Below are 19,205 nucleotides of genomic sequence, written 5' to 3' on the forward strand. Positions count from 1 at the left end.
ATTTACGCAACACGCCGTTCATATCGAATATAGCGTGTTGGATGGCTGTCTTTCTCGCCTGCAGGCACATCCTCGGTCGAAACGGCCCGCCAGACTTCCGAATCGATTTCAGGGAAATATGTGTCTCCATCGATCATGGCCAGGACGCGGGTAAGATGCACCACATCCGCCAATGGTAGCCCCTGCGCATAGATGTTGCCACCACCAATAATGCAGACTTCATCAACATTGAGCTCAGCCGCAAGCCTGCGTCCCAGATCAATTGCATCTTCAAGCGAACCAACCACCTGTGCGCTTTCCGCAGTAAATGCGGCATCGCGTGTCACAACGATATTGGGGCGCCCCGGCAAAGGACGACCGATGGAATCCCACGTACGGCGCCCCATGATGACAGGTTTGCCCAATGTCAGTGCCTTGAAACGCTTAAGATCAGTCGACAGCTTCCATGGCATGTCGTTGTCACGACCAATGACACCGTTTTCAGCAGCAGCTACGATGATCGATACAATCGGCTTCCGAGTTGTCATGTCTTACACCGCAATCGGAGCTTTGATCGTTGGGTCGGCTTCGTAGCCGACAAGTTCAAAATCCTCGAAGCGGAAATCAAACAGGTCCTTCACATCCGGATTGATGCGCATTGTCGGCAATTGCTTCGGTGTGCGGGTCAGTTGCAAACGCGCCTGTTCGAAATGGTTCGAATAGATATGCGCGTCACCCAGCGTGTGAACGAAATCACCCGGCTCGAGCCCTGCAACCTGTGCAATCATCATCGTTAGCAATGCATAGGACGCAATGTTGAATGGAACACCCAGGAAGATATCTGCCGAACGCTGATAAAGCTGGCAGGATAGCTTGCCATCCGACACGTAAAACTGAAACAGGCAATGGCACGGTGGCAGAGCCATTTCATCGACCAGTGCCGGATTCCACGCGGACACGATCAAACGTCGTGAATTAGGATTTTCCCGCAACATCTTCAAAAGATTCGCTATCTGGTCGATGTGACGGCCATCCGGTGCAGGCCATGAGCGCCACTGATAGCCATAGACCGGACCGAGATCACCATTTTCATCAGCCCACTCATCCCAGATCGAAACGCCGTTTTCCTTGAGATACGCGATGTTGGTATCGCCTTTGAGGAACCACAGCAGCTCATGGATGATCGAGCGCAGATGCAGTTTTTTCGTCGTCAGAACCGGAAAGCTTTCGGCGAGATTAAACCGCATCTGATAACCGAACACCGAACGCGTGCCTGTACCGGTCCGATCACCACGGTCAGAACCATTATCGAGCACATGCTGGAGAAGGTCGAGATAGGTACGCATAGGGATTACTTTCCGGGCCGATTCGTTTTAACACCACTATAAAGAAAAACCTCGGCGCGACGAGGCACCGAGGTCTCAAACTCCACAAGGGAGTGATATTATTAGAGATCGCCGAGCTTATCGAGCTGTTTGGCCACGAGATAATAGAAGGTGACGCGGTGCTTGTTGCGATCGCCCTTCATGACTTCTGCCACGTGATTGACCACTTCTTCAGCTTTCGCAGCATCCGCAACACCGAGCTTTTTCGCCACCCAGCTGTCGCGAACGCGCTTCAATTCTTCCGGGTCCGTCGCTGAAACGAGAGAGGAATCGCGATTGCGCAGCGCAATACCGAGATGCTTTACGATCTTCCCGACAACGGCTTCATCAGCGCCAGCATCATAACGACGTACATCCGCGAGATATTCACTCATATATCCACTCTCCTTCGATTGGGCTTTGCCCCGTTTAAACCTCCGCCAGAACCGGAGAATTTCGATCTCTATCAGGCATGCACTGATAGTGTGCTGAGGATTGACCAGCGGAAGCTGGCTGTCAATTAAAAATGAACGCAAAAAGCGAAGGCCTTCGACCGCCAACAACCTGTAAAATCACAACTACCCTCTTCCAATCGCGAGGAAGGACGCCTATATACCGCATGTCGGCGCAAGCTGACTATGGTGATAAATGGACGATGTAATAAACCTATTGGACCCGGGGGCGGTACCCGGCGCCTCCACCAGAACACAAGATGCTTCGGAAGCAAGTTGTGTTGTGGCGGGGGCGAAATAGGATCGACAAGGGTGTAAAGATCGCTCTTTTGCTCGGCATGATACCACCGTTATCGGGTCAATTGAGTAGTTGCAAATGACAACAAAGCTCAGGGTTACGCTCTCGCTGCCTAATGGCGGTGCGGGAAACCCACTCTAAAGCCCTTAGGGTTAGCACCTTAAGGCGGGGTTCGGAGGCACCTGGCAACAGAAGCCTCCACTTTCCTTCACTAATTGAATTCTTAGCATTCAGACCACCAGATCGTGTCCGACAATCGAAACGATTTTCGGCAGGTGTCATTCCATTGTGAAAGCTGGGTGGCCTTCCAAAAGTGGTGCTCGTTTTTGGGAGAAAGACATGCGTAAGACAAGATTTAAAGCGTGCCGCATGGTTATGATAAAACGCGACACGCTTTAGAAAAGTCAGACTATAGCTGGCTCGGTTTCGGCCACTTTTGTTTCCGTTATCGCAGTCTCCGCCGGTTGTGTTTTCGACGAAAGAGCGATCATTGCGATGATGAATGCAAGGACGGCGCAGGCTGCAATGCCAGCGACCATCGGCAAGGGCGATCCATCAAAGACAGCACTCGTCACGGCAATAGCCAAACCGCCGATGACAAATTGCAGTGTCCCCATCAGCGCAGACGCGGTTCCGGCAATCTCGCCATAATCCTCAAGGGCAAGCACCGCGGTGGTCGGAATGACAAGACCCAAAAATCCATAGCCGACGAACAGGAACCCAGCCATCACATAGAGCGACTGGTAGCCCAGCAGAATGACTGCGAGTAGCGCAACCATGGATGCGGCAAAGCCGGTTACTGCCATCTTGACCACACGGCGTAGTCCAAAGCGCGCACCAAGCACACCATTGAGCTGCGAAGCCGCGAAGAATGACACCGCATTGACGGAGAACGCGATCGCATATTGGCTCGGCGTCAGACCGTAATGGTCGATCAGCACAAAGGATGAATTCGCCAGATAGACGAAGAATGCCGAGATACCAAAGCCGCCAATACTTACCAGACCGAGGAAATAACGATCCTTAAGCAGACGCGCATAACCGCTGAGTGCACTGCTGATATTGCTCTCAAGCCTCGCTTCCGCACCGCGCGTCTCTTTGAGCAGCGATCCGATAAGGGCGATTCCGATGAGGGCTGCAATAAACACCGCCCAGAACACGCTGCGCCAGCCAAAGAAGCTGATCAGCACCGAGCCGGTCAGTGGTGCCAGAATTGGCGAGATGGAGAAAACCAGCATCAGCAGAGACATGAGGCGCGCGGCATCCACACCCGTGTGCAGATCGCGAACGATCGCACGTGGAATAACGGAACCGGACGCAGCACCGATGCCTTGCACGAAGCGGAATAGCACCAGAATATCGATATCCGCTGCAAAGGCCGATCCGATGCTGCCAATGGAAAACAGAACGAGACCGCCATAAAGCGGTAGCTTGCGGCCGATCATATCGGAAAGAGGCCCAAGGAAAAGTTGCGCCAGCGCCAGCGCCAGAAAGAACGCAAGCAGACTCATCTGCACCGCGCTCGTCTCCGCGTGGAGATCTGAAGCGATTGTCGGTAGTGCAGGCAGATACATATCTATTGCAAACGGACCAATAGCGGACAAAAGGCCGAGAATAATCGCATTGCGCACGAGACCAGAAGTCATGGGGAGGAGCGCTTTCATCAATGTTTCGTGAGTCGCCTGTTACGAATTTGGACCCATTCAGGCCCGCGGCACCGCTTGGGAGGATGGGAAAGCCTAAGTCCAAATATCGCAACAGAAGTTCTATCCACATGTTAATGCTGCATATTTTTAACAACTTCTGCGACGCCCCGGCCCCCAACCGGATATCCCAGCCTTTAAAAATAGTGTAGCAATCGCCATAATGGACGGGATGTCAAAACCGATTTGACACAAGTGTAAAATTAGACACCATTGTCCAAATCGTCAAGTCGTCTTATGTTAGGGATATGAAACCTACTGACATGCTCGATATAGCCGTTCTATCGGATAGACCTGCCACCCTTCCCAAAGGGGTGAGTTCAACGGTCATCAAACCGGGGCAATGCATGAAGCGCGACTTCATTCTTTGCGCTGCCGCCCGCGTTTTTTATCGCGATGGTTTTCAGGGTGCGAGTATCGATTTGATTGCCAGTGAGGCCGGCGTATCCCGCCAGACGATCTATAATCACTATCGTGATAAGGAAGCACTGCTTGCTGCAGTTGTTGACGACGCCTTCGACAGAATGATGTCGAGCCTTTTTGCGGTACTCGCAACCTTTCCGCAATCGAGCGAAAATCTTGAGAACGATCTGATCGCCTTCTCCATCAGAATGAGTCGCAATTGCGTTTATGATCCGTCGACCGCATTTTTACGCAAAGTATTTCAATCCGACGAGGACGCCCTTCCGCTGGGCTCAAAGCTTTGCAGCACCAAAGGCCCGGCGCAAGGTGTGCCCGCCATCGCCGCCCATCTGGCACGACTTGCCCTCGCCGGCGATTTGGTGATTGAAGACCCCGATCTTGCTGCCCGTCATTATCTGGCGCTGATCAATGCCGATATCCACTACCATCTCCTGACAGGTCAAAGCATCGACGATTCCATCATTGAGCAAAGTTCGATCAATGGCGTCCGAACATTTCTGATGGCATTCGGCAAGCGCGCATAAGCTGTACGCTTTGTCTTTTAGAACTTTCAAATTCACGCATTGATTGCGCTCTCGACCCCACCAACGTGGGAGTTGAGCTTTTTCACGATATAATTTTCAATTCCCTTGAGAACAAACTTGACATCAACCCGCGAATCCGTGGGATAAGCAAAATATGGTACAGGACCTGATCCGTTATGATATTCTAGCTCAGGAAGCCCTCCGTGGCGTCATTCGCAAGGTTCTTGCGGAAGTGGCGGCGACTGGCTTACCTGGAAATCACCATTTTTTCATCACGTTCCTTACAGGAGCGCCTGGTGTGCGCATTTCATCGCGCCTCAAGGAAAAATATCCTGAGCAGATGACAGTCGTGTTACAGCACCAGTTCTGGGATATGCTGGTTACGGACCAGCTGTTTGAAATCGGCCTTTCCTTCGGTGATGTGCCTGAAAAGCTGACGATCCCCTTCGCCGCTATCCGCGGCTTCTATGACCCGTCAGTGAATTTCGAACTTGAGTTCGATGTGTCCGTTGTCCAGCCAACGAGCGACAACGATGAAGGCAGCAATATTTCTTCGATTGAGCTGATTTCCTCCGAAGAAGCTCCGGCAAAGTCGCCAAAATCAAAATCCAGGCCGCGTAAAACTGCGGCTGAAAAGGAAGATGCTGCCGCCAAGGATAAAGAAGCTACAGACAACGAAGAGACGGAACCCAAGCCTTCTGCAGATGTTGTCTCGCTCGATTCCTTCCGCAAAAAGTAAGTCTTCCTATTCTGAAACACTCTATGCGCCGGCAGAAGAAAACCTTCTCCCGGCGTTTTGCTTTTTTGGCTTAAAATTTCAGCGCTTATCATCGGCAGCTGCTTGGCAATTGACTTTAATCAAAGCGTGCAGACTATTAGTCTGTAAATACTGGAGCACATCCCGAAAAGTGGGAACCTGTTTTCGGAACAAGATGTGGCAAAAACAAAAGACAGAGCATTTCTAATGTTTCAATTTAAACTGGAAATGCTCTGGATCGACGGCAACTCATCTGGATCGGTTATAATATGCTGCGTTTAATTGCTCAGATTGTCTTATGGTTTAGTGGTATCGTTGCAGGCTTCTTTGTCGCCAAAGACGCGCCGAATTTTCCGCTGTGGCAGATGACTTTCGGACTGCTTCTGCTCGTGATACTTTCACTGCTGATATGGTGGTTCACCAACCCGAAAAAGCCAGGTAAATAAGAGCATCGAGGCTGTTATCCCTCTGGCGGCTTATTGTTATGGCAGGCATTCATGAGTGAGATCGTCAATCTGCGCCAGTTTAAAAAGAACAAAGCGCGTGCCTCCAAGGAAAAGCAGGCTGAGCAGAACAGGGTTCTGTTTGGCAGGACCAGGGCCGAGAAGGATTTCGCGCAGGCAGAAATCCGTAAGGCAGAAAATTTTCTTGCACACAACAAGCTCGAGTCACGCGATAAATCGGACGACAACACGTGAACCAGTCAGCCCGCTTGAGAAAGCGCTCTGTCACTATCCGCGGCCACGCCACAAGCTATACGCTTGAAGAACCTTTCTTCGAAATCCTTGAAGAAATAGCCCAGAGCCGACAGGTTTCCTTGGCATCGCTGATTGCCGAGATCGATGGACAGCGTGAGCGCACGATCAACCTTTCATCTGCCCTACGCCTCTACGTGCTCGACTGGCTGAAATCGAGGCTTCAGATTTAGAGCATAATCCGACCGGAGTGAAACGAGGATCGATAAGATTATGCTTCGAACAAATGGGTTAGAGCGCCGATCTGTTTCAATCCGATAGAAACGCGCTCTAAGGCTGAGGGCTTGGCGCCGTACTCGGCGATTGCTCCAAATCCTTCAGAAATTCATTCAACGACTGTCCGCCCTGCCCATCCAGCTGAGCTGGCGGATTGCCACCCATTGCAGGGCGCTGCGCTTCCAAAGCATTTCGTGCAGCCTGCTCGCGCGCTTCAGCCTCGGCCTTGCGTCGCGCTTCCTCTTCAAGCCTGAGACGTTCACGCTCCTGCGCGTCCGATGAAAGCAGATCAAGCTGGCGACGTAGGCGCTGCTTTTCCATGATGCCTGCCTGCATGGCCTCGACCCGTTCCTGCTCGCGCTCAAGCGCACGCTGCGTCAGGAACTGAACCAAAGGCTGACGATCAAACTGAACCGATGGTTCTTCATAAGTCCCACCGATTGAATATAGCAGATTGGCGGCGCTGCCGGACTGCGTGGCTTCAGCCTGTTTGAAAGAGAAACTGCCTTCTCCGTTCAGACGCAGTGTGGATAGATCCAACTGCAAATCCCCTGCCAGCACCGTGTCACCCGAATTGAGACTAATCGGTGCCAATCGGGCAACACCCCCGGCCACTGTGAAATCAAATCGCGCATTACCTGCAACAAAACGTCCCTGACCAACTGCTTTGTCTGCAATCGCGGCAAACTGCTTTGCATCCGGCTGCGAAGTGCCAGCAGGTTGATCGCCCATGGCATCAGCGGCTGACAGCATGCCCGGGAAAGCGTTTTGATCAAGGCCATTGATCGCAAAATTCTCAACATCCGCACTGCCTGATCCTGCAAGTGATGAAACAAGATCAGCAACGCTCGTACCGCTGCCATTCAAAGACAAGGCTGCCTTAACCGTGCCTGCGAAGGGGCTACTACCATCTGGCAGACGATAAAAATCCTGAAGCGCCGCACCACTCCATTTGAGATCGGAGGTCAAAAGCGCGGTTTTGTCAGTGTTGCGTAATGAAACATTACCAACCAGATAACCACCAGCCCAGTTGCCTGTCAGCTCCCCGAGAGTGAGATCATCCATGCCCTTCTGGAGTCGGGTGGAAAAATCGCTCAATGCCCCAAACCCGTCCATCTGAGCCTGTGCAGCGGTAAGCTTCATATCAATGAGCAAAGGCAAGGATGGTCGCACTGCAAATGGTGTCTTTGGCCAGATTGTCGCTTTAGACGGTTTAACAGGCTCAACGGCCTCAAGCCCCAGCATGATCGCTGCAAGACTACCCAGCTCAATAGAAGTAAGCTTGGCTTCACCTTTGAGCTGCGGCAGGCCGCTGTCGGAAAAGTTTGCCTCTATGCGGGCGGAAACATCATCGCCACCAAGCTTCCCCGAAAAATTTGGGAGGCGAAGAAGACCTTTGGCAAACTGGAAGTCGCTGGAAAGATCGGCGGACAGTCCTTCGCCAAATCCCGGAAGCGTATAACCCGCAGTTGCGATAAACGGCTGCAAATCAGCGGACTTCACCTGCGCCTTACCGCTTGCGGCAATATCACCACCAACAAGAGAGAGGATACCATCGGCGGCAGCTGTCCCATCAGGTGCCGTCAGCTTGAGTTGTGTCCGCATACCCGCGCTCGGTGCGCCTTGCATCGTCAAATCCGCAGTCAACTCACCAGCAAGCCCGAGAGGCAATGAAGGCACGCCCAGAAGAGCGAGAACAGTTTCTCCGTTCTGCGACGAGGCAGTTCCGTTCAACTGCATTTGCATCGGATCACTCTCAGAACTCCCACCACTTGTGGTGCCTGAGAGATCGAGCTTCATTCCACCCGCTTTGCCGGTCACGCTGAAAGATGCTTCACCACCCTCGGCGGGGGTCTTTGTGTTCGCTTCTTTGGTGCGTGAACTCTTGTCCTTGCCAACATTCTCTCCTGCAGCGGGCATTGGCGCAGCGTTGCCATTAGGGGCTGCGACCGCATTGGCGATAATATTAATCTCCGTATCGTCAAACAGGCCCGGATAATTGTCCGCGCGTGCTGAAAGCGACCGGAAAAATGGGATCTGTGGATGACGATGTGCGACCAGCGTCAGAAAATGCGACAGATCGGCAGACAGCAAGGTGGCATCCAGCGAACCTGATGGTGCCGATGCGAACGGCTCATAAGCACCCGTCGCCGTTAAAGTCGTACCGGCCACATCGTTGACCATCAGGCGGTCAAAATCAAAACGTCCACCATGCACGCGCACGGCCAGATCGACACTACCTGCTTCCATATCCTCATACTGGACCGGACCAGCCTTGAAACCGATATCAAGCGCCTGTCCTTCAAGGGAAGCCATGCCATGACCACTCGAGAAAAAGCCGGTAAATGCTAGCAACGCATTGCTCTCTACTGCGCCACCGTGCAGCCGCAGCGTAATGGCGGGCTCGGCAGAACCCGCGACCTGCCGCAAGAAGCTGCCTTTCAGCGATGTCTGACCCAATCCGACTTCAAGTTCGTCAATGCTCTGCATGCCGTCGCGCAGATCAACTTTGCCGGAGAAGCCAACACTATCAAGCTTGCGGATCGATTCGTCGACGGTTTCATTGAGCCACGAGGCAAGACCGGACGGCTGACGCGAAGCAACAAGCATATCACCTGCAAAGCCAAAATCCCGACCAACCGAAAGTCTGCCCTTCGCTTCAACCTTCGTGCGTCCTGGCAGATCAGCTGCAAACTGGCGAATATTCCAGCCATTACCATCAGGCCCTGCGCTGATCGTCACCGAACGAATTGTGGTGCCACCAGCAATGACCGCAGGCAAACGCAGTTCCACATTGCCGGGCATTCCCGGTATCGGCAATTGTTCGAGCATACGGCGGACAAGCGCTACGCGATCACCGAAAGGAACCGGCGTGGCCGCTTGCTGGTCTTCTGTTGTTTCGACGGGGCCCCAGAAAATCTGCTGACCATCGGCGCTGATATCAAACCGGGGCGTATCACCGTAATCAATGAATGCTTTGCCGTTCACTACATAAGGGTTATCCGCAGGCCCCTGTTCCATACGGAATTCGCTGGCATCAAACCGGCTTCTGTCCGCGTCGAACTTACCCGATACCCGCAAGTCGCTAAAAAATGGCTTGTCTGTCGGTGTCTTCTGATTTCTGGTGTTCTGCGCAACGGCATCCGCCGAACGAAGCGAGAAATTGCCCGCGTACTTAAGGCGGCCATCCGTGAGCGTAATATCGCCATCCGTTTCAAAGGATGCTGGAATTGCATCGGGGGAAATGCGTGCTCTTAACCGCAGCGAACCATCAGGTTTCGCCTCACCGCTGTTGAGATCAAGCGCGAGCTTCTGCCCTTCGATGTCCAATGTGCCGTTTGCCTGCCAGGGTCCCGACAAGCTATTCGCAGACATCACCGCATTAATGGAGGTGGCCGTAAGAATACGTCCGCTTGCTTCATCGTGTAATGTTGCTGTGCCGTCGAGGATTGAAAGCCGCTCGACCTTGATATGGGAAGGGTCAATTGGCGTGGAAGGACGAATTGCCCAATCCACCTTACCGTCCTTATCAAGGGATATAATGGCCTGCGGACGCTCGACGCGCATATCGAAAATCAGGAGCTGCCCGCGCAGAAACGGCATCAGTTCGGCATCCATCGAAAACGTATCGACAGTCATCACCGGATGAGCTGCATCGGCACCCACGCGAACATCGGAAAACGCCACAGAAGGAAAAGGAAGCAGGCGCGCGCTCACATCACCTGTCACATGGACCGGACGACCGAGTACCCGGCTTGCTTCACGTTCAAAATCGGCACGATAGCCGCTCCAGTCGACAAATGGCGGCACAACGAGCGCTGCAGTCAAAAGCAGCACCAGCAATCCACCCACGATGACGAATATGCGGCCCAAACGAAGCTCCGATAAAATGCTAAATGCTCGCCGCATGAAACAAAGGGTGAATCACGCGGTCTTTATCGGTGCAACATAACGGCATCGTTCCGGCGATAACAAGGCAAATTGCCTTTCGCCGAAGCGATTCACGGCTGATTCATGAACGATATTGAATCGCCTTCTCAAAAAGACGATTCAAATGGCTGATTTGAATCAGGAAATCAGGATTTTTCCTGGGTTCATGATGTTGTCCGGATCAATCGCTTTCTTGATCATCCGCATGTAATCGGTCGCTTCGCCAAGCTCCATAGCGAGATATTTCATCTTGCCCTGTCCGATCCCGTGCTCGCCCGTGCAAGTGCCTTCCATGGCCAGAGCACGTTTGACCAGTCGATCCATGAACTTTTCCGCCCGCACCATTTCCGATGCGTCATCCGTATCGAGCAAAAGCAGAAGATGGAAGTTGCCATCGCCGACATGACCGACGACTGGCGCGATCAATCCGCTTTCAGCCAGGTCTTTTTCAGTTTCTGCAATGCAATCGGCAAGACGCGAGATCGGCACGCAAACATCCGTTGAAACACCCTTGGCGCCCGGACGCAGCAGGAAGGACGCCAGATAGGCATCGTGCCGTGCACGCCAGAGCCTATCGCGCTCCTCCGGATCATTGGTCCAGCGGAACTCTCCGCCGCCATTTTCCGCAGCGATTTCGCCAAAGATTTCCGCCTGCTCGGCAACGCCGGTTTCCGTGCCGTGAAACTCGACAAACAAATAAGGCTGCGCTTCATAAGGCAGTTTGGAATGCAAGATCAGCGCTTCCATCTGGAGTTTATTGACCAGTTCGATGCGGGCAACCGGAATACCCATCTGAATGGTTTCGATAACTGCGCGGCAGGCCGATTCAACATCGGGGAATGGACAGATACCGCCCGATACTGCCTGCGGGATGCCCTGCAATTTCAATGTGAGTTCAGTGATGATGCCGAGTGTACCTTCCGAGCCGATCAGCAGCCTTGTGAGATCGTAGCCCGCAGCAGTCTTTTTCACGCGCTTCGATGTTTCGATCAGCCGTCCATCTGGCATGACGGCTTTCAGCGCCAGTACGTTCTCACGCATGGTGCCATAGCGAACAGCATTCGTGCCGGAAGCGCGCGTCGATGCCATACCGCCAAGCGTTGCATTCGCACCCGGATCAATGGGAAAAAACAGCCCCGTATCGCGCAGATATTCGTTGAGCTCACGCCGTGTGATACCCGGCTCGATCACACAATCGAGGTCTTCCGCATGGACCGCCAGAACACGGTTCATCTGCGTGAGATCAATCGAAACACCACCCGCAGGCGCATTCACCTGGCCCTCAAGCGAAGAGCCTGCACCAAATGCGATCACGGGCACCTTATGCTCGGCGCAGGTGCGAACCACATCCTGCACGTCTTGTGTATTCTGAGCAAAAATAACGATGTCAGGTGCCTGTGTCGGCACATAGGTCGTCGTGTGGCCATGCTGCTCGCGGATTGCCTGTCCGGTCTGTGCGCGTTCACCGAAACGCTGTTTCAGGATTGCAACTGCGGCAGCAATACCCTCCTCATTACGCTGAAGAGCAACCACATTCTGAAGTGACATCGTTCATTCTCCGTATTTCAAAGTTCAAGCAGAAGCCAAAGCCAGCGCGACCGGGTCTTGCCCCAGATGCTCGGCAATAGCCCGCACAACAAGGTTGTGATCCTCACGCTGCGGCAGACCAGAAACAATAGCCGTTCCAATGACACCCGCTCCCGCCACATGGATTGGGAAGCCACCGCCCGCCAATGCATAATCTGCTACATCCAGCGCCTTGTGTGCAGCGAACATCTTGTCGTCGCGGTTCTGTTCCAAAACGAGGCGATAGCTCGAAGCATGAAATCTGCGCACGACATTGAACTTGCGGCGAAGCCATTCACTGTTGTCCACAGTCGTTCCTGCTGTTGCAGCAAAGAACAAGCGGCGATCCCAGAGCGATATATCAATGGCAACTGCAAGCTTTTGCTTTACAGCCAGATCACGTATCCGATGGCCCAGTGAAAACGCGTCGTTTTCATTGAAAGACGTGAAAATCAGCGCCTGTTCCTGCCGGATGATCTGCTTGATATCGTCACTCTGCGCCATGTTTTTCTTCTCCCCTGAGCATGTCGCGGAAAAGTGGGAACCGGTTTTCCGATAACGACATGCTTTAAACGCGATGTGAGTTCTTTTGCGCCCTCATTCACATGATTGCAACAGCTGAACAATGCCATCAAACTTGATTGATGGGACACAAGCGGTTAGTGGAACTTTATGGCTCAGAACCCAAATATTGATGTACCCGCAAAAGGTGACCGCATACCGGAGTTTGTGGAAACCGCCGTCTTTAAACGCGACGTGTTTTCCGAAACCCGCGCTGGCTATTTTGCAGGCGATCCCGACACGCGGATCATCCGTCGCGTGGTCAGCGCTGCACCATGGTGGTCGAAGCCGCTTGCCTGGATTCTGGCGCGGCGCGAAATCCGTGGACTGAAGACCGTGCGCGGTATCGAAGGCGTTCCACAGCTTCTTTATACCGACCGTGACGGTCTCTATCGTTCATGGACAGAAGGCACGCCGTTGCACCTTGCGCGTCCATCCGATCCAAAATGGTATCGTACAGCACATCGCATTCTACGCGACATGCGTCGCCTTGGTGTCACGCATAATGACCTTGCCAAGCCGCAAAACTGGCTAATGACGCCGGAAGGCGAAGCAGCCGTCATCGATTTCCAGCTTGCAAGCGTGCATCGTCGTCGTGGTGCGCTCTATCGCCTGTTGGCCTACGAAGATTTTCGACATCTCATTAAGCAGAAGCGCGCCTTTGCCGCCGATCTGATGACGCCGACTGAAAAGCGCATTCTGGCGCGCCGCTCGCTGCCATCGCGTATCTGGCTGGCAACCGGCAAGAAGGTTTACAACTTCATCACCCGTGGCATCTTCAATTGGTCGGACGGTGAAGGTACAGGCGACCGCATCGACAATGAAGGCCCGACCATCATGGCCGCCCTCAAATCCGATCCGCGCGTTAAAGATGTGGCGCTGGCGCTTTATTCGCTGCCTGCGAAGGGCGTTGGCCTCTATGCTTTCGTTGAAACGCTTGATGCAGATGAAAAGAGCCTGCGCGCGCGCCTCAAAGGCACGAAGCTCGAACTCATCCAGCCGGTCGCACATTTGCCGCGTCGAGCCGATGGCACGATCCGCGATGACATCCTTCGTCTGATCGCCATGAACCAGATGACAGAACTCGATGACCTGTTGAGCCGCGAGCCGGAAATGCGTGGACTGGTCGAAGCTCTCGCTTCGCACCGCCTCAATTTCACCGACCGCCGCGTCACGCAGCTTGAGTAATTTAACGCTTTCGCTGGTTTTTCATCAGCGAATCACTACATTCGGTAGCAATGTCCGATTTCCCTGATGATATGCCGTTCTTCGGCGATGAAGCACCGGCTGACCGCGCGCCAGCGGCCGGAAGTATTGCAGCGCGTGCCATGGCCGCACGCAACCAGCAGCGTGGTGAACCTGATTATTTGCAGGGCCTGAACCCTGAACAGCGCCAGGCCGTTCTCACCACCGAAGGTCCAGTTCTGGTTCTTGCGGGTGCAGGCACCGGCAAGACGCGCGTGCTCACCACACGCATCGCGCATATTCTGACGACCGGCCTGGCCTATCCGAGCCAGATCCTCGCCGTGACCTTCACCAACAAGGCTGCGCGCGAGATGAAAGAGCGTATCGGCCATCTGGTCGGTGGCGCCGTCGAAGGCATGCCGTGGCTCGGAACATTCCACTCCATCGGCGTGAAGCTTTTGCGTCGTCATGCAGAGCTGGTGAACCTCACTTCCGATTTCACCATTCTCGATACCGACGATGTGATCCGGTTGATCAAGCAGCTTATTCAGGCCGAAGGTCTGGACGACAAGCGCTGGCCAGCCCGCACTTTCGCCAACATGATTGATGGCTGGAAGAACAAAGGTTTTGGTCCCGCAGATATTCCGGAAGGCGATGCACGTTCATTCGGCAATGGCAAAGGCCGCGAGCTTTATCATGCCTATCAGGAACGTTTGCGCACGCTGAACGCCTGCGATTTTGGTGATCTGCTGCTGCACCCGATCCGCATCTTCCGTGCGCATCCGGATATCCTGCGCGAATATCATGCAAAGTTCCGCTATATTCTGGTGGACGAGTATCAGGACACCAACACCGCCCAATATATGTGGCTGCGTCTGCTTGCCCAGCGTCCGAAATCAAGGACGACGGCACCCGCGCCCGCAGGAAATTCAGTACGCGGAACCGGTGAGCATAGCGAACTCGGCGCGGGCGACAACAAAGTCAATCTGTGCTGCGTCGGTGATGACGATCAATCCATCTATGGCTGGCGCGGTGCGGAAGTGGATAATATTCTCCGCTTTGACAAGGATTTTCCGGGCGCAGTGGTCATTAAGCTTGAGCGCAACTACCGCTCGACCGCACATATTCTGGGTACAGCCGCCCATCTGATCGCGCATAACGAAGGTCGCCTCGGTAAGACGCTGTTCACGGAAGCCCCGAACCCCGACGATCCTAAAGTAAAAATCCATGCCGCATGGGATTCGGAAGAAGAAGCCCGCGCAGTTGGCGAAGCGATCGAACAGGCGCAACGTCAGGGCCATTTGCTCAACAACATGGCGATCCTTGTGCGCGCATCGTTCCAGATGCGCGAGTTCGAAGATCGCTTTGTGACACTCGGCCTCAATTACCGGGTTATCGGTGGTCCGCGTTTCTATGAACGCCTCGAAATCCGCGATGCCATGGCTTATTTGCGCGTTGTGGCCCAACCCGCAGATGATCTGGCGCTTGAACGCATCATCAACACGCCGAAACGCGGCCTTGGTGAAGCGGCAATTCGTCAGGTGCATGATTATGCCCGCGCGCGCGACATTTCGATGTTTGCAGCGGCCTGCGATCTGGTTGAAACCGAAGAGCTGAAGCCCAAGCCGCGCTCGGCGCTGCGTGAAGTGGTCGATAATTTCCGCCGCTGGCAATCGCTCATTGATAATACGCCGCATACGGAACTGGCAGAAAACATTCTGGATGAGTCCGGCTATACGGCCATGTGGCAGAACGACAAATCGGCAGAAGCGCCGGGACGCCTCGAAAACCTTAAGGAACTTATCCGTTCCATGGAGGAATATGAGAGCCTGCGCGGTTTCCTTGAGCATGTCGCGCTCGTCATGGATGCTGAGAAGAACGAAGATATGGATGCCGTCAACATCATGACGCTCCACTCCGCCAAAGGTCTCGAATTTGAAACCGTCTTCCTGCCCGGTTGGGAGGAAGGACTGTTCCCGCACCAGCGTGCGCTGGATGAAGGCGGGCGTTCGGGCCTGGAAGAAGAGCGTCGCCTCGCCTATGTCGGCGTCACGCGCGCCAAAAAGAACCTGCATATCTGGTTCGTTTCCAACCGCCGTATCCATGGCATGTGGCAGTCGACCATTCCGTCACGCTTTCTGGAAGAGCTTCCTGAGCCGCATGTGGAAGTGGCCGAGATGGAAGGCAATTACGGTGGCTATGGCAATAGCGGTTATGGACAATCGCGCTTCGACAAGGCCGATCCATTCCAGAACACCTATTCAACGCCCGGCTGGCAACGCGCACAACAGAACCGCACGGATGCGACACGCAACAATTGGGGCTCACGCTCCGGAGCCAATGTAGAACGCATCGGCTATGGCGAAACGGACTCCGGTTTCGGTGCCGGTCGTGGTTCTGTCAAAGGCCGTACGATTGATGGCGAACTGGTTGCGAAATCGGTGGCCGACAAGCCGTCGAACTTTTTCGTTGGCGACCGCGTGTTCCACATCAAGTTTGGAAACGGTACAATTGCGACAATCGACGGCAACAAGCTCACAATCGATTTCGACAAGGCCGGACAAAAGCGTGTTCTCGACAGTTTTGTTCAGCGCGCCTGAGCGATGAAAACGGTGATAGCCGGAGATTACTCCGGCTTTCCATTTTCCCAGGTCACATCACCTTTGAACAGCGGAACTGTCGACAGCGATGTCTTAGCCGAACCGTCCTGCACCTGAGTAGCGTGTGCGAGATAAAGCAGCGTATTGTTTTTCTGATCATAGATACGCGTAATGACCAGCTTCTTCCAAATTAGGCTTGTCCGCTCAGAAAAGACCCTCTCGCCGCCCTTGCCCAGCTTGATGTCGCCAATACTGATTGGTCCCGTTTGCTCGCAAGAAATCGACGCATTGGACGGATCTTCGAACCAGTTGCCCTTCTGCAAACGGTCAATCATTCCGCGAGAGAATGACGCAAGATGACAGGTCACACCCTTCACCTTCGGGTCAGGCACCGCATCGATCACAATGTCATTGCCAAGCCAGTCCACACCAACCTGACCAACCTCCTCGGCAGACACGGCGGCTGAGGCACCGAGCAGTAACATTGGGGCAACCAGCAGTCCGGCGAGCTTGTTCATTTTCGACATTCGATATCTCCAGCAGTTTCCATATGTAAAATGGCGAAGCAAATCGGGCATCGCAAGTGAAGTGTGCCTAACCGCCCCATTTTTCCAGAAATGCTTCGATTTCAAGCGCCTGAATGTCCGGCACCGCCTCATATAGCTTTTCCACCGGCCAATCCCACCAGCAAAGTGTTAGCAGTCTCTCGATGACCTTGTCGTCAAAGCGCTTGCGGATGACGCGCGCCGGAACCCCGCCCACAACATGATAAGGCGCTATATCTTTTGTCACCACAGCATTCGCCCCGATCACCGCGCCATGACCAATTGTCACGCCGGGTGTGATCACCGCACCATGACCGACCCACACATCATTGCCGATTGTGACACGTTTCGCCTGCCGCCTTGCGCGAAAATCGCCATCAACACCCAGATAACGGAAATACTCGTTCGGGCGGTAACTTACCTTATGCGTCGTCAGCCGCTCCATCGGATGCTCAAGCGCGTTGATACGCACATTGGCCGCAATCGAGCAGAATTTTCCAATATCGGCGTAGATCCCCTCACCATTTCGCTCAAAATAGGTGAAATCGCCGACGGTCACTTCACGCAGGATCACCCGCTCGCCAATGTCGGCATAACGGCCCAGTTTGGAAGCTTTGAGCTGCGCTGTTGAATGAATACGCGGTTCACTATTCTGGAAACGGAGGTCTTCACCCTGCGTCATTTCAAAACTTTCTGAAATCTTTGTATTCTGCTAGACTGAGTTTATCGTTCCAACATCGTTTGCAGTAGCGAGTTAGAGCTTGCATATAAGCGCCTTCCTGTCGCAGATCGATGTAAATTCTAATGAGCGCGCTTATGTGCGATAAACGCAAAACAAAATTCAAGGCTGACTGGACATGAAAAAATTCCTGCCCATCTTCATCTTCGCCTTCATCATCGTAATTGTCGGTGCGGCTGGCTTCAACATGCTGCGTGATCGCAATGCAGCTGACGAGCCATTCGGTGGGTCGTTTAATCTCGTCGCGATGGATGGACAGCCTTTTACTGAAAAAGATCTGCGCGCCACCCCATCTCTGGTTTTCTTCGGCTTCACCCATTGTCCGGATGTATGCCCAACCACGCTTTATGAGCTTGATGGTTATCTGAAACAGCTTGGTCCAGAAGCCGCTGATATTAAAGCGTATTTCATCTCTGTAGATCCGGAACGCGATACGCAGGAAATCATGAAAACCTATGTCGGCAACGTGTCTGACCGCATCATTGGCGTAACCGGCACGCCTGCAAACGTTGCCGAAGTGGTCAAGTCCTACCACATTTATGCGAAGAAGGTTCCAACCGAAGACGGTGAATATACCGTGGATCACACGGCTTCCGTGTTTCTGCTCGACAAGGGCGGACGCTTCCGCGGCACTATCGCTTATCAGGAGAACGCAGATACAGCGCTGCAAAAGTTGAAGAATCTGGCAAAGGGCCGCGCAAACGGTTAAAGAACTACTCTGAATCTTTTAGAGAGTTTTTATCCATGCCCCAATCACGCCTCTTCTTCTCAGTGGACAAGACGGAAGCCGAACGAATCTATGACATTCTCGAACGCGCGTTCGAGGATGACGGCTTCCCGATCGCAATCACCGAGATCGATGAAGACCGCCAGATTTCCGAAGTTTCCGTCTATACCGAAGATGGCGCGGAAGAACTTGCAGCACGCATCGATGCGCTGGTCGGCGCGGGCAAGTTTGAAACAGAAGAACTGCCGGATATTGATTGGGTGACACATTCGCTCGAAGGCCTGAAGCCTGTTCGTGCGGGCCGCTTCTTCGTGCATGGCTCGCATGATCGTGACAAGCTGCAGCCAAACGAAATTCCGATTTTGATCGATGCCGGACTTGCTTTTGGTACTGGCCACCATGGCACCACATCCGGCTGCCTTGAAATGATTGAGGAAGTGGTTGAGCGCGAGCATCCAACCAATGCGCTTGATCTTGGAACAGGAAGCGCGGTGCTGGCAATCGCTATCGCGAAACTTGCACCGATCCCGGTTCTTGCCACCGATATAGACCCGATTGCAGTCACCGTTGCCGCCGAAAACACTGTTCTCAATGGTGTGAGCGAACACGTCGTCACCGCGACGGCTGAAGGCTTCGACCATCCGATCTTTCGTTCCTACACACCATTCGATCTGATCGTCGCCAATATTCTTGCCAATCCTCTGATGGAACTTGCGCCTTCGCTGAAATCGCACCTCGCACCAAGCGGTTCGATCATCCTTTCGGGCATCCTCGACAGCCAGCATGATATGGTGCTTGCAGCCTATCAGGCGCAGGGTCTTACCCACGAGAAAACCTTTCATCGCGAAGGCTGGGTCACAATCCATCTGAAATAATGGCCA

Annotated in this window: 18 protein-coding genes and 1 other RNA gene; 10 read left to right on the forward strand and 9 right to left on the reverse strand. The window is 53.6% G+C overall.

Features of this window, described 5'->3' with window-relative positions; translation table 11 throughout:
* Positions 1 to 2 precede the first annotated feature (2 nt).
* The 3 genes from ACSME1_RS02690 to ACSME1_RS02700 all read right to left on the reverse strand — a co-directional run bounded on the left by ACSME1_RS02690 (position 3) and on the right by ACSME1_RS02700 (position 1,738).
* Positions 3 to 527 (reverse strand): dihydrofolate reductase, encoded by a 525-nt coding sequence (locus ACSME1_RS02690; protein ID WP_105705768.1) that lies wholly within the window; start codon positions 525 to 527, stop codon positions 3 to 5.
* Positions 528 to 530: 3 nt separating this feature from the next.
* Positions 531 to 1,325 carry a thymidylate synthase gene (locus ACSME1_RS02695; protein ID WP_105534482.1) on the reverse strand — a complete coding sequence of 265 codons (795 nt, stop codon included), beginning with the start codon at positions 1,323 to 1,325 and terminating at the stop codon, positions 531 to 533.
* Positions 1,326 to 1,426: 101 nt separating this feature from the next.
* Positions 1,427 to 1,738 carry a DUF2853 family protein gene (locus ACSME1_RS02700; protein ID WP_024899619.1) on the reverse strand — a complete coding sequence of 104 codons (312 nt, stop codon included), beginning with the start codon at positions 1,736 to 1,738 and terminating at the stop codon, positions 1,427 to 1,429.
* A gap of 187 nt (positions 1,739 to 1,925) precedes the next feature.
* Here ACSME1_RS02700 and ssrA point away from each other — a divergent pair.
* Positions 1,926 to 2,296, forward strand: a transfer-messenger RNA (tmRNA) gene (gene ssrA, locus ACSME1_RS02705).
* Positions 2,297 to 2,497: 201 nt separating this feature from the next.
* On the opposite strand, the gene ACSME1_RS02710 is transcribed toward ssrA, so the two are convergent.
* The gene (locus ACSME1_RS02710; RefSeq protein WP_024899618.1) at positions 2,498 to 3,739 is read right to left on the reverse strand and encodes a multidrug effflux MFS transporter; all 1,242 of its coding nucleotides are present in this window, start codon (positions 3,737 to 3,739) and stop codon (positions 2,498 to 2,500) included.
* 305 nt (positions 3,740 to 4,044) lie between these two features.
* Between ACSME1_RS02710 and ACSME1_RS02715 the strand changes: the two genes are divergently transcribed.
* The 5 genes from ACSME1_RS02715 to ACSME1_RS02735 all read left to right on the forward strand — a co-directional run bounded on the left by ACSME1_RS02715 (position 4,045) and on the right by ACSME1_RS02735 (position 6,428).
* The gene (locus tag ACSME1_RS02715) at positions 4,045 to 4,743 is read left to right on the forward strand and encodes a TetR/AcrR family transcriptional regulator (protein ID WP_024899617.1); all 699 of its coding nucleotides are present in this window, start codon (positions 4,045 to 4,047) and stop codon (positions 4,741 to 4,743) included.
* Between the two features lie 154 nt (positions 4,744 to 4,897).
* The gene (locus ACSME1_RS02720; RefSeq protein WP_024899616.1) at positions 4,898 to 5,482 is read left to right on the forward strand and encodes an SspB family protein; all 585 of its coding nucleotides are present in this window, start codon (positions 4,898 to 4,900) and stop codon (positions 5,480 to 5,482) included.
* A 287-nt stretch (positions 5,483 to 5,769) separates the two neighbouring features.
* On the forward strand, positions 5,770 to 5,946 hold the full coding sequence (locus ACSME1_RS02725; protein ID WP_164844639.1) for a hypothetical protein: 177 nt from the start codon (positions 5,770 to 5,772) through the stop codon (positions 5,944 to 5,946).
* A gap of 51 nt (positions 5,947 to 5,997) precedes the next feature.
* On the forward strand, positions 5,998 to 6,198 hold the full coding sequence (locus tag ACSME1_RS02730; RefSeq protein ID WP_024899615.1) for a DUF4169 family protein: 201 nt from the start codon (positions 5,998 to 6,000) through the stop codon (positions 6,196 to 6,198).
* Positions 6,195 to 6,428: a ribbon-helix-helix domain-containing protein gene (locus ACSME1_RS02735; RefSeq protein ID WP_024899614.1), complete on the forward strand. Its 234-nt coding sequence runs from the start codon at positions 6,195 to 6,197 to the stop codon at positions 6,426 to 6,428. The genes ACSME1_RS02730 and ACSME1_RS02735 overlap by 4 nt, the downstream gene beginning before the upstream one ends.
* A 97-nt stretch (positions 6,429 to 6,525) precedes the next feature.
* On the opposite strand, the gene ACSME1_RS02740 is transcribed toward ACSME1_RS02735, so the two are convergent.
* The 3 genes from ACSME1_RS02740 to ACSME1_RS02750 form a co-directional block, all read right to left on the reverse strand.
* Positions 6,526 to 10,344: an AsmA family protein gene (locus ACSME1_RS02740; RefSeq protein WP_024899613.1), complete on the reverse strand. Its 3,819-nt coding sequence runs from the start codon at positions 10,342 to 10,344 to the stop codon at positions 6,526 to 6,528.
* 195 nt (positions 10,345 to 10,539) lie between these two features.
* Complete coding sequence (locus ACSME1_RS02745) at positions 10,540 to 11,949, reverse strand: FAD-binding oxidoreductase (RefSeq protein ID WP_105705766.1); 1,410 nt, start codon at positions 11,947 to 11,949, stop codon at positions 10,540 to 10,542.
* Between the two features lie 24 nt (positions 11,950 to 11,973).
* Positions 11,974 to 12,471, reverse strand: a complete 498-nt coding sequence (locus tag ACSME1_RS02750) for a heme-degrading domain-containing protein (protein ID WP_105705764.1) — start codon at positions 12,469 to 12,471, stop codon at positions 11,974 to 11,976.
* A 168-nt stretch (positions 12,472 to 12,639) separates the two neighbouring features.
* Between ACSME1_RS02750 and ACSME1_RS02755 the strand changes: the two genes are divergently transcribed.
* Together ACSME1_RS02755 and ACSME1_RS02760 are read left to right on the forward strand one after the other, a co-directional pair.
* Positions 12,640 to 13,716: a serine/threonine protein kinase gene (locus tag ACSME1_RS02755; protein ID WP_024899610.1), complete on the forward strand. Its 1,077-nt coding sequence runs from the start codon at positions 12,640 to 12,642 to the stop codon at positions 13,714 to 13,716.
* A 50-nt stretch (positions 13,717 to 13,766) separates the two neighbouring features.
* Positions 13,767 to 16,313: an ATP-dependent helicase gene (locus tag ACSME1_RS02760; protein ID WP_105705762.1), complete on the forward strand. Its 2,547-nt coding sequence runs from the start codon at positions 13,767 to 13,769 to the stop codon at positions 16,311 to 16,313.
* Between the two features lie 26 nt (positions 16,314 to 16,339).
* Here the strand turns inward: ACSME1_RS02760 and ACSME1_RS02765 are convergent, their stop codons facing one another.
* Positions 16,340 to 16,840, reverse strand: coding sequence for a CreA family protein (locus tag ACSME1_RS02765; RefSeq protein ID WP_024899608.1), 501 nt, complete (start codon positions 16,838 to 16,840; stop codon positions 16,340 to 16,342).
* Positions 16,841 to 16,907: 67 nt separating this feature from the next.
* On the reverse strand, positions 16,908 to 17,540 hold the full coding sequence (locus ACSME1_RS02770) for a DapH/DapD/GlmU-related protein (protein WP_024899607.1): 633 nt from the start codon (positions 17,538 to 17,540) through the stop codon (positions 16,908 to 16,910).
* 175 nt (positions 17,541 to 17,715) lie between these two features.
* Here ACSME1_RS02770 and ACSME1_RS02775 point away from each other — a divergent pair, with 175 nt between their 5' ends.
* Positions 17,716 to 18,306: an SCO family protein gene (locus tag ACSME1_RS02775; protein ID WP_024899606.1), complete on the forward strand. Its 591-nt coding sequence runs from the start codon at positions 17,716 to 17,718 to the stop codon at positions 18,304 to 18,306.
* A 35-nt stretch (positions 18,307 to 18,341) separates the two neighbouring features.
* Entirely contained in the window at positions 18,342 to 19,199 is an 858-nt protein-coding gene (locus tag ACSME1_RS02780; protein WP_024899605.1) for a 50S ribosomal protein L11 methyltransferase, read from the forward strand.
* Positions 19,200 to 19,205 lie beyond the last annotated feature (6 nt).

This window comes from Brucella pituitosa (assembly GCF_965577835.1).
Classification (GTDB): domain Bacteria; phylum Pseudomonadota; class Alphaproteobacteria; order Rhizobiales; family Rhizobiaceae; genus Brucella; species Brucella pituitosa.

Bases quoted from the DNA above. Each gene is read 5' to 3' on its own strand.
- ACSME1_RS02725 (WP_164844639.1), top strand. From the start codon at position 5,770: ATGCTGCGTTTAATTGCTCAGATTGTCTTATGGTTTAGTGGTATCGTT.
- ACSME1_RS02755 (WP_024899610.1), top strand. From the start codon at position 12,640: ATGGCTCAGAACCCAAATATTGATGTACCCGCAAAAGGTGACCGCATA.
- ACSME1_RS02770 (WP_024899607.1), bottom strand. From the start codon at position 17,540: ATGACGCAGGGTGAAGACCTCCGTTTCCAGAATAGTGAACCGCGTATT.
- ACSME1_RS02720 (WP_024899616.1), top strand. From the start codon at position 4,898: ATGGTACAGGACCTGATCCGTTATGATATTCTAGCTCAGGAAGCCCTC.
- ACSME1_RS02750 (WP_105705764.1), bottom strand. From the start codon at position 12,471: ATGGCGCAGAGTGACGATATCAAGCAGATCATCCGGCAGGAACAGGCG.
- ACSME1_RS02730 (WP_024899615.1), top strand. From the start codon at position 5,998: ATGAGTGAGATCGTCAATCTGCGCCAGTTTAAAAAGAACAAAGCGCGT.
- ACSME1_RS02695 (WP_105534482.1), bottom strand. From the start codon at position 1,325: ATGCGTACCTATCTCGACCTTCTCCAGCATGTGCTCGATAATGGTTCT.
- ACSME1_RS02765 (WP_024899608.1), bottom strand. From the start codon at position 16,840: ATGTCGAAAATGAACAAGCTCGCCGGACTGCTGGTTGCCCCAATGTTA.
- ACSME1_RS02775 (WP_024899606.1), top strand. From the start codon at position 17,716: ATGAAAAAATTCCTGCCCATCTTCATCTTCGCCTTCATCATCGTAATT.
- ACSME1_RS02745 (WP_105705766.1), bottom strand. From the start codon at position 11,949: ATGTCACTTCAGAATGTGGTTGCTCTTCAGCGTAATGAGGAGGGTATT.
- ACSME1_RS02710 (WP_024899618.1), bottom strand. From the start codon at position 3,739: ATGACTTCTGGTCTCGTGCGCAATGCGATTATTCTCGGCCTTTTGTCC.
- ACSME1_RS02780 (WP_024899605.1), top strand. From the start codon at position 18,342: ATGCCCCAATCACGCCTCTTCTTCTCAGTGGACAAGACGGAAGCCGAA.
- ACSME1_RS02690 (WP_105705768.1), bottom strand. From the start codon at position 527: ATGACAACTCGGAAGCCGATTGTATCGATCATCGTAGCTGCTGCTGAA.
- ACSME1_RS02760 (WP_105705762.1), top strand. From the start codon at position 13,767: ATGTCCGATTTCCCTGATGATATGCCGTTCTTCGGCGATGAAGCACCG.
- ACSME1_RS02715 (WP_024899617.1), top strand. From the start codon at position 4,045: ATGAAACCTACTGACATGCTCGATATAGCCGTTCTATCGGATAGACCT.
- ACSME1_RS02700 (WP_024899619.1), bottom strand. From the start codon at position 1,738: ATGAGTGAATATCTCGCGGATGTACGTCGTTATGATGCTGGCGCTGAT.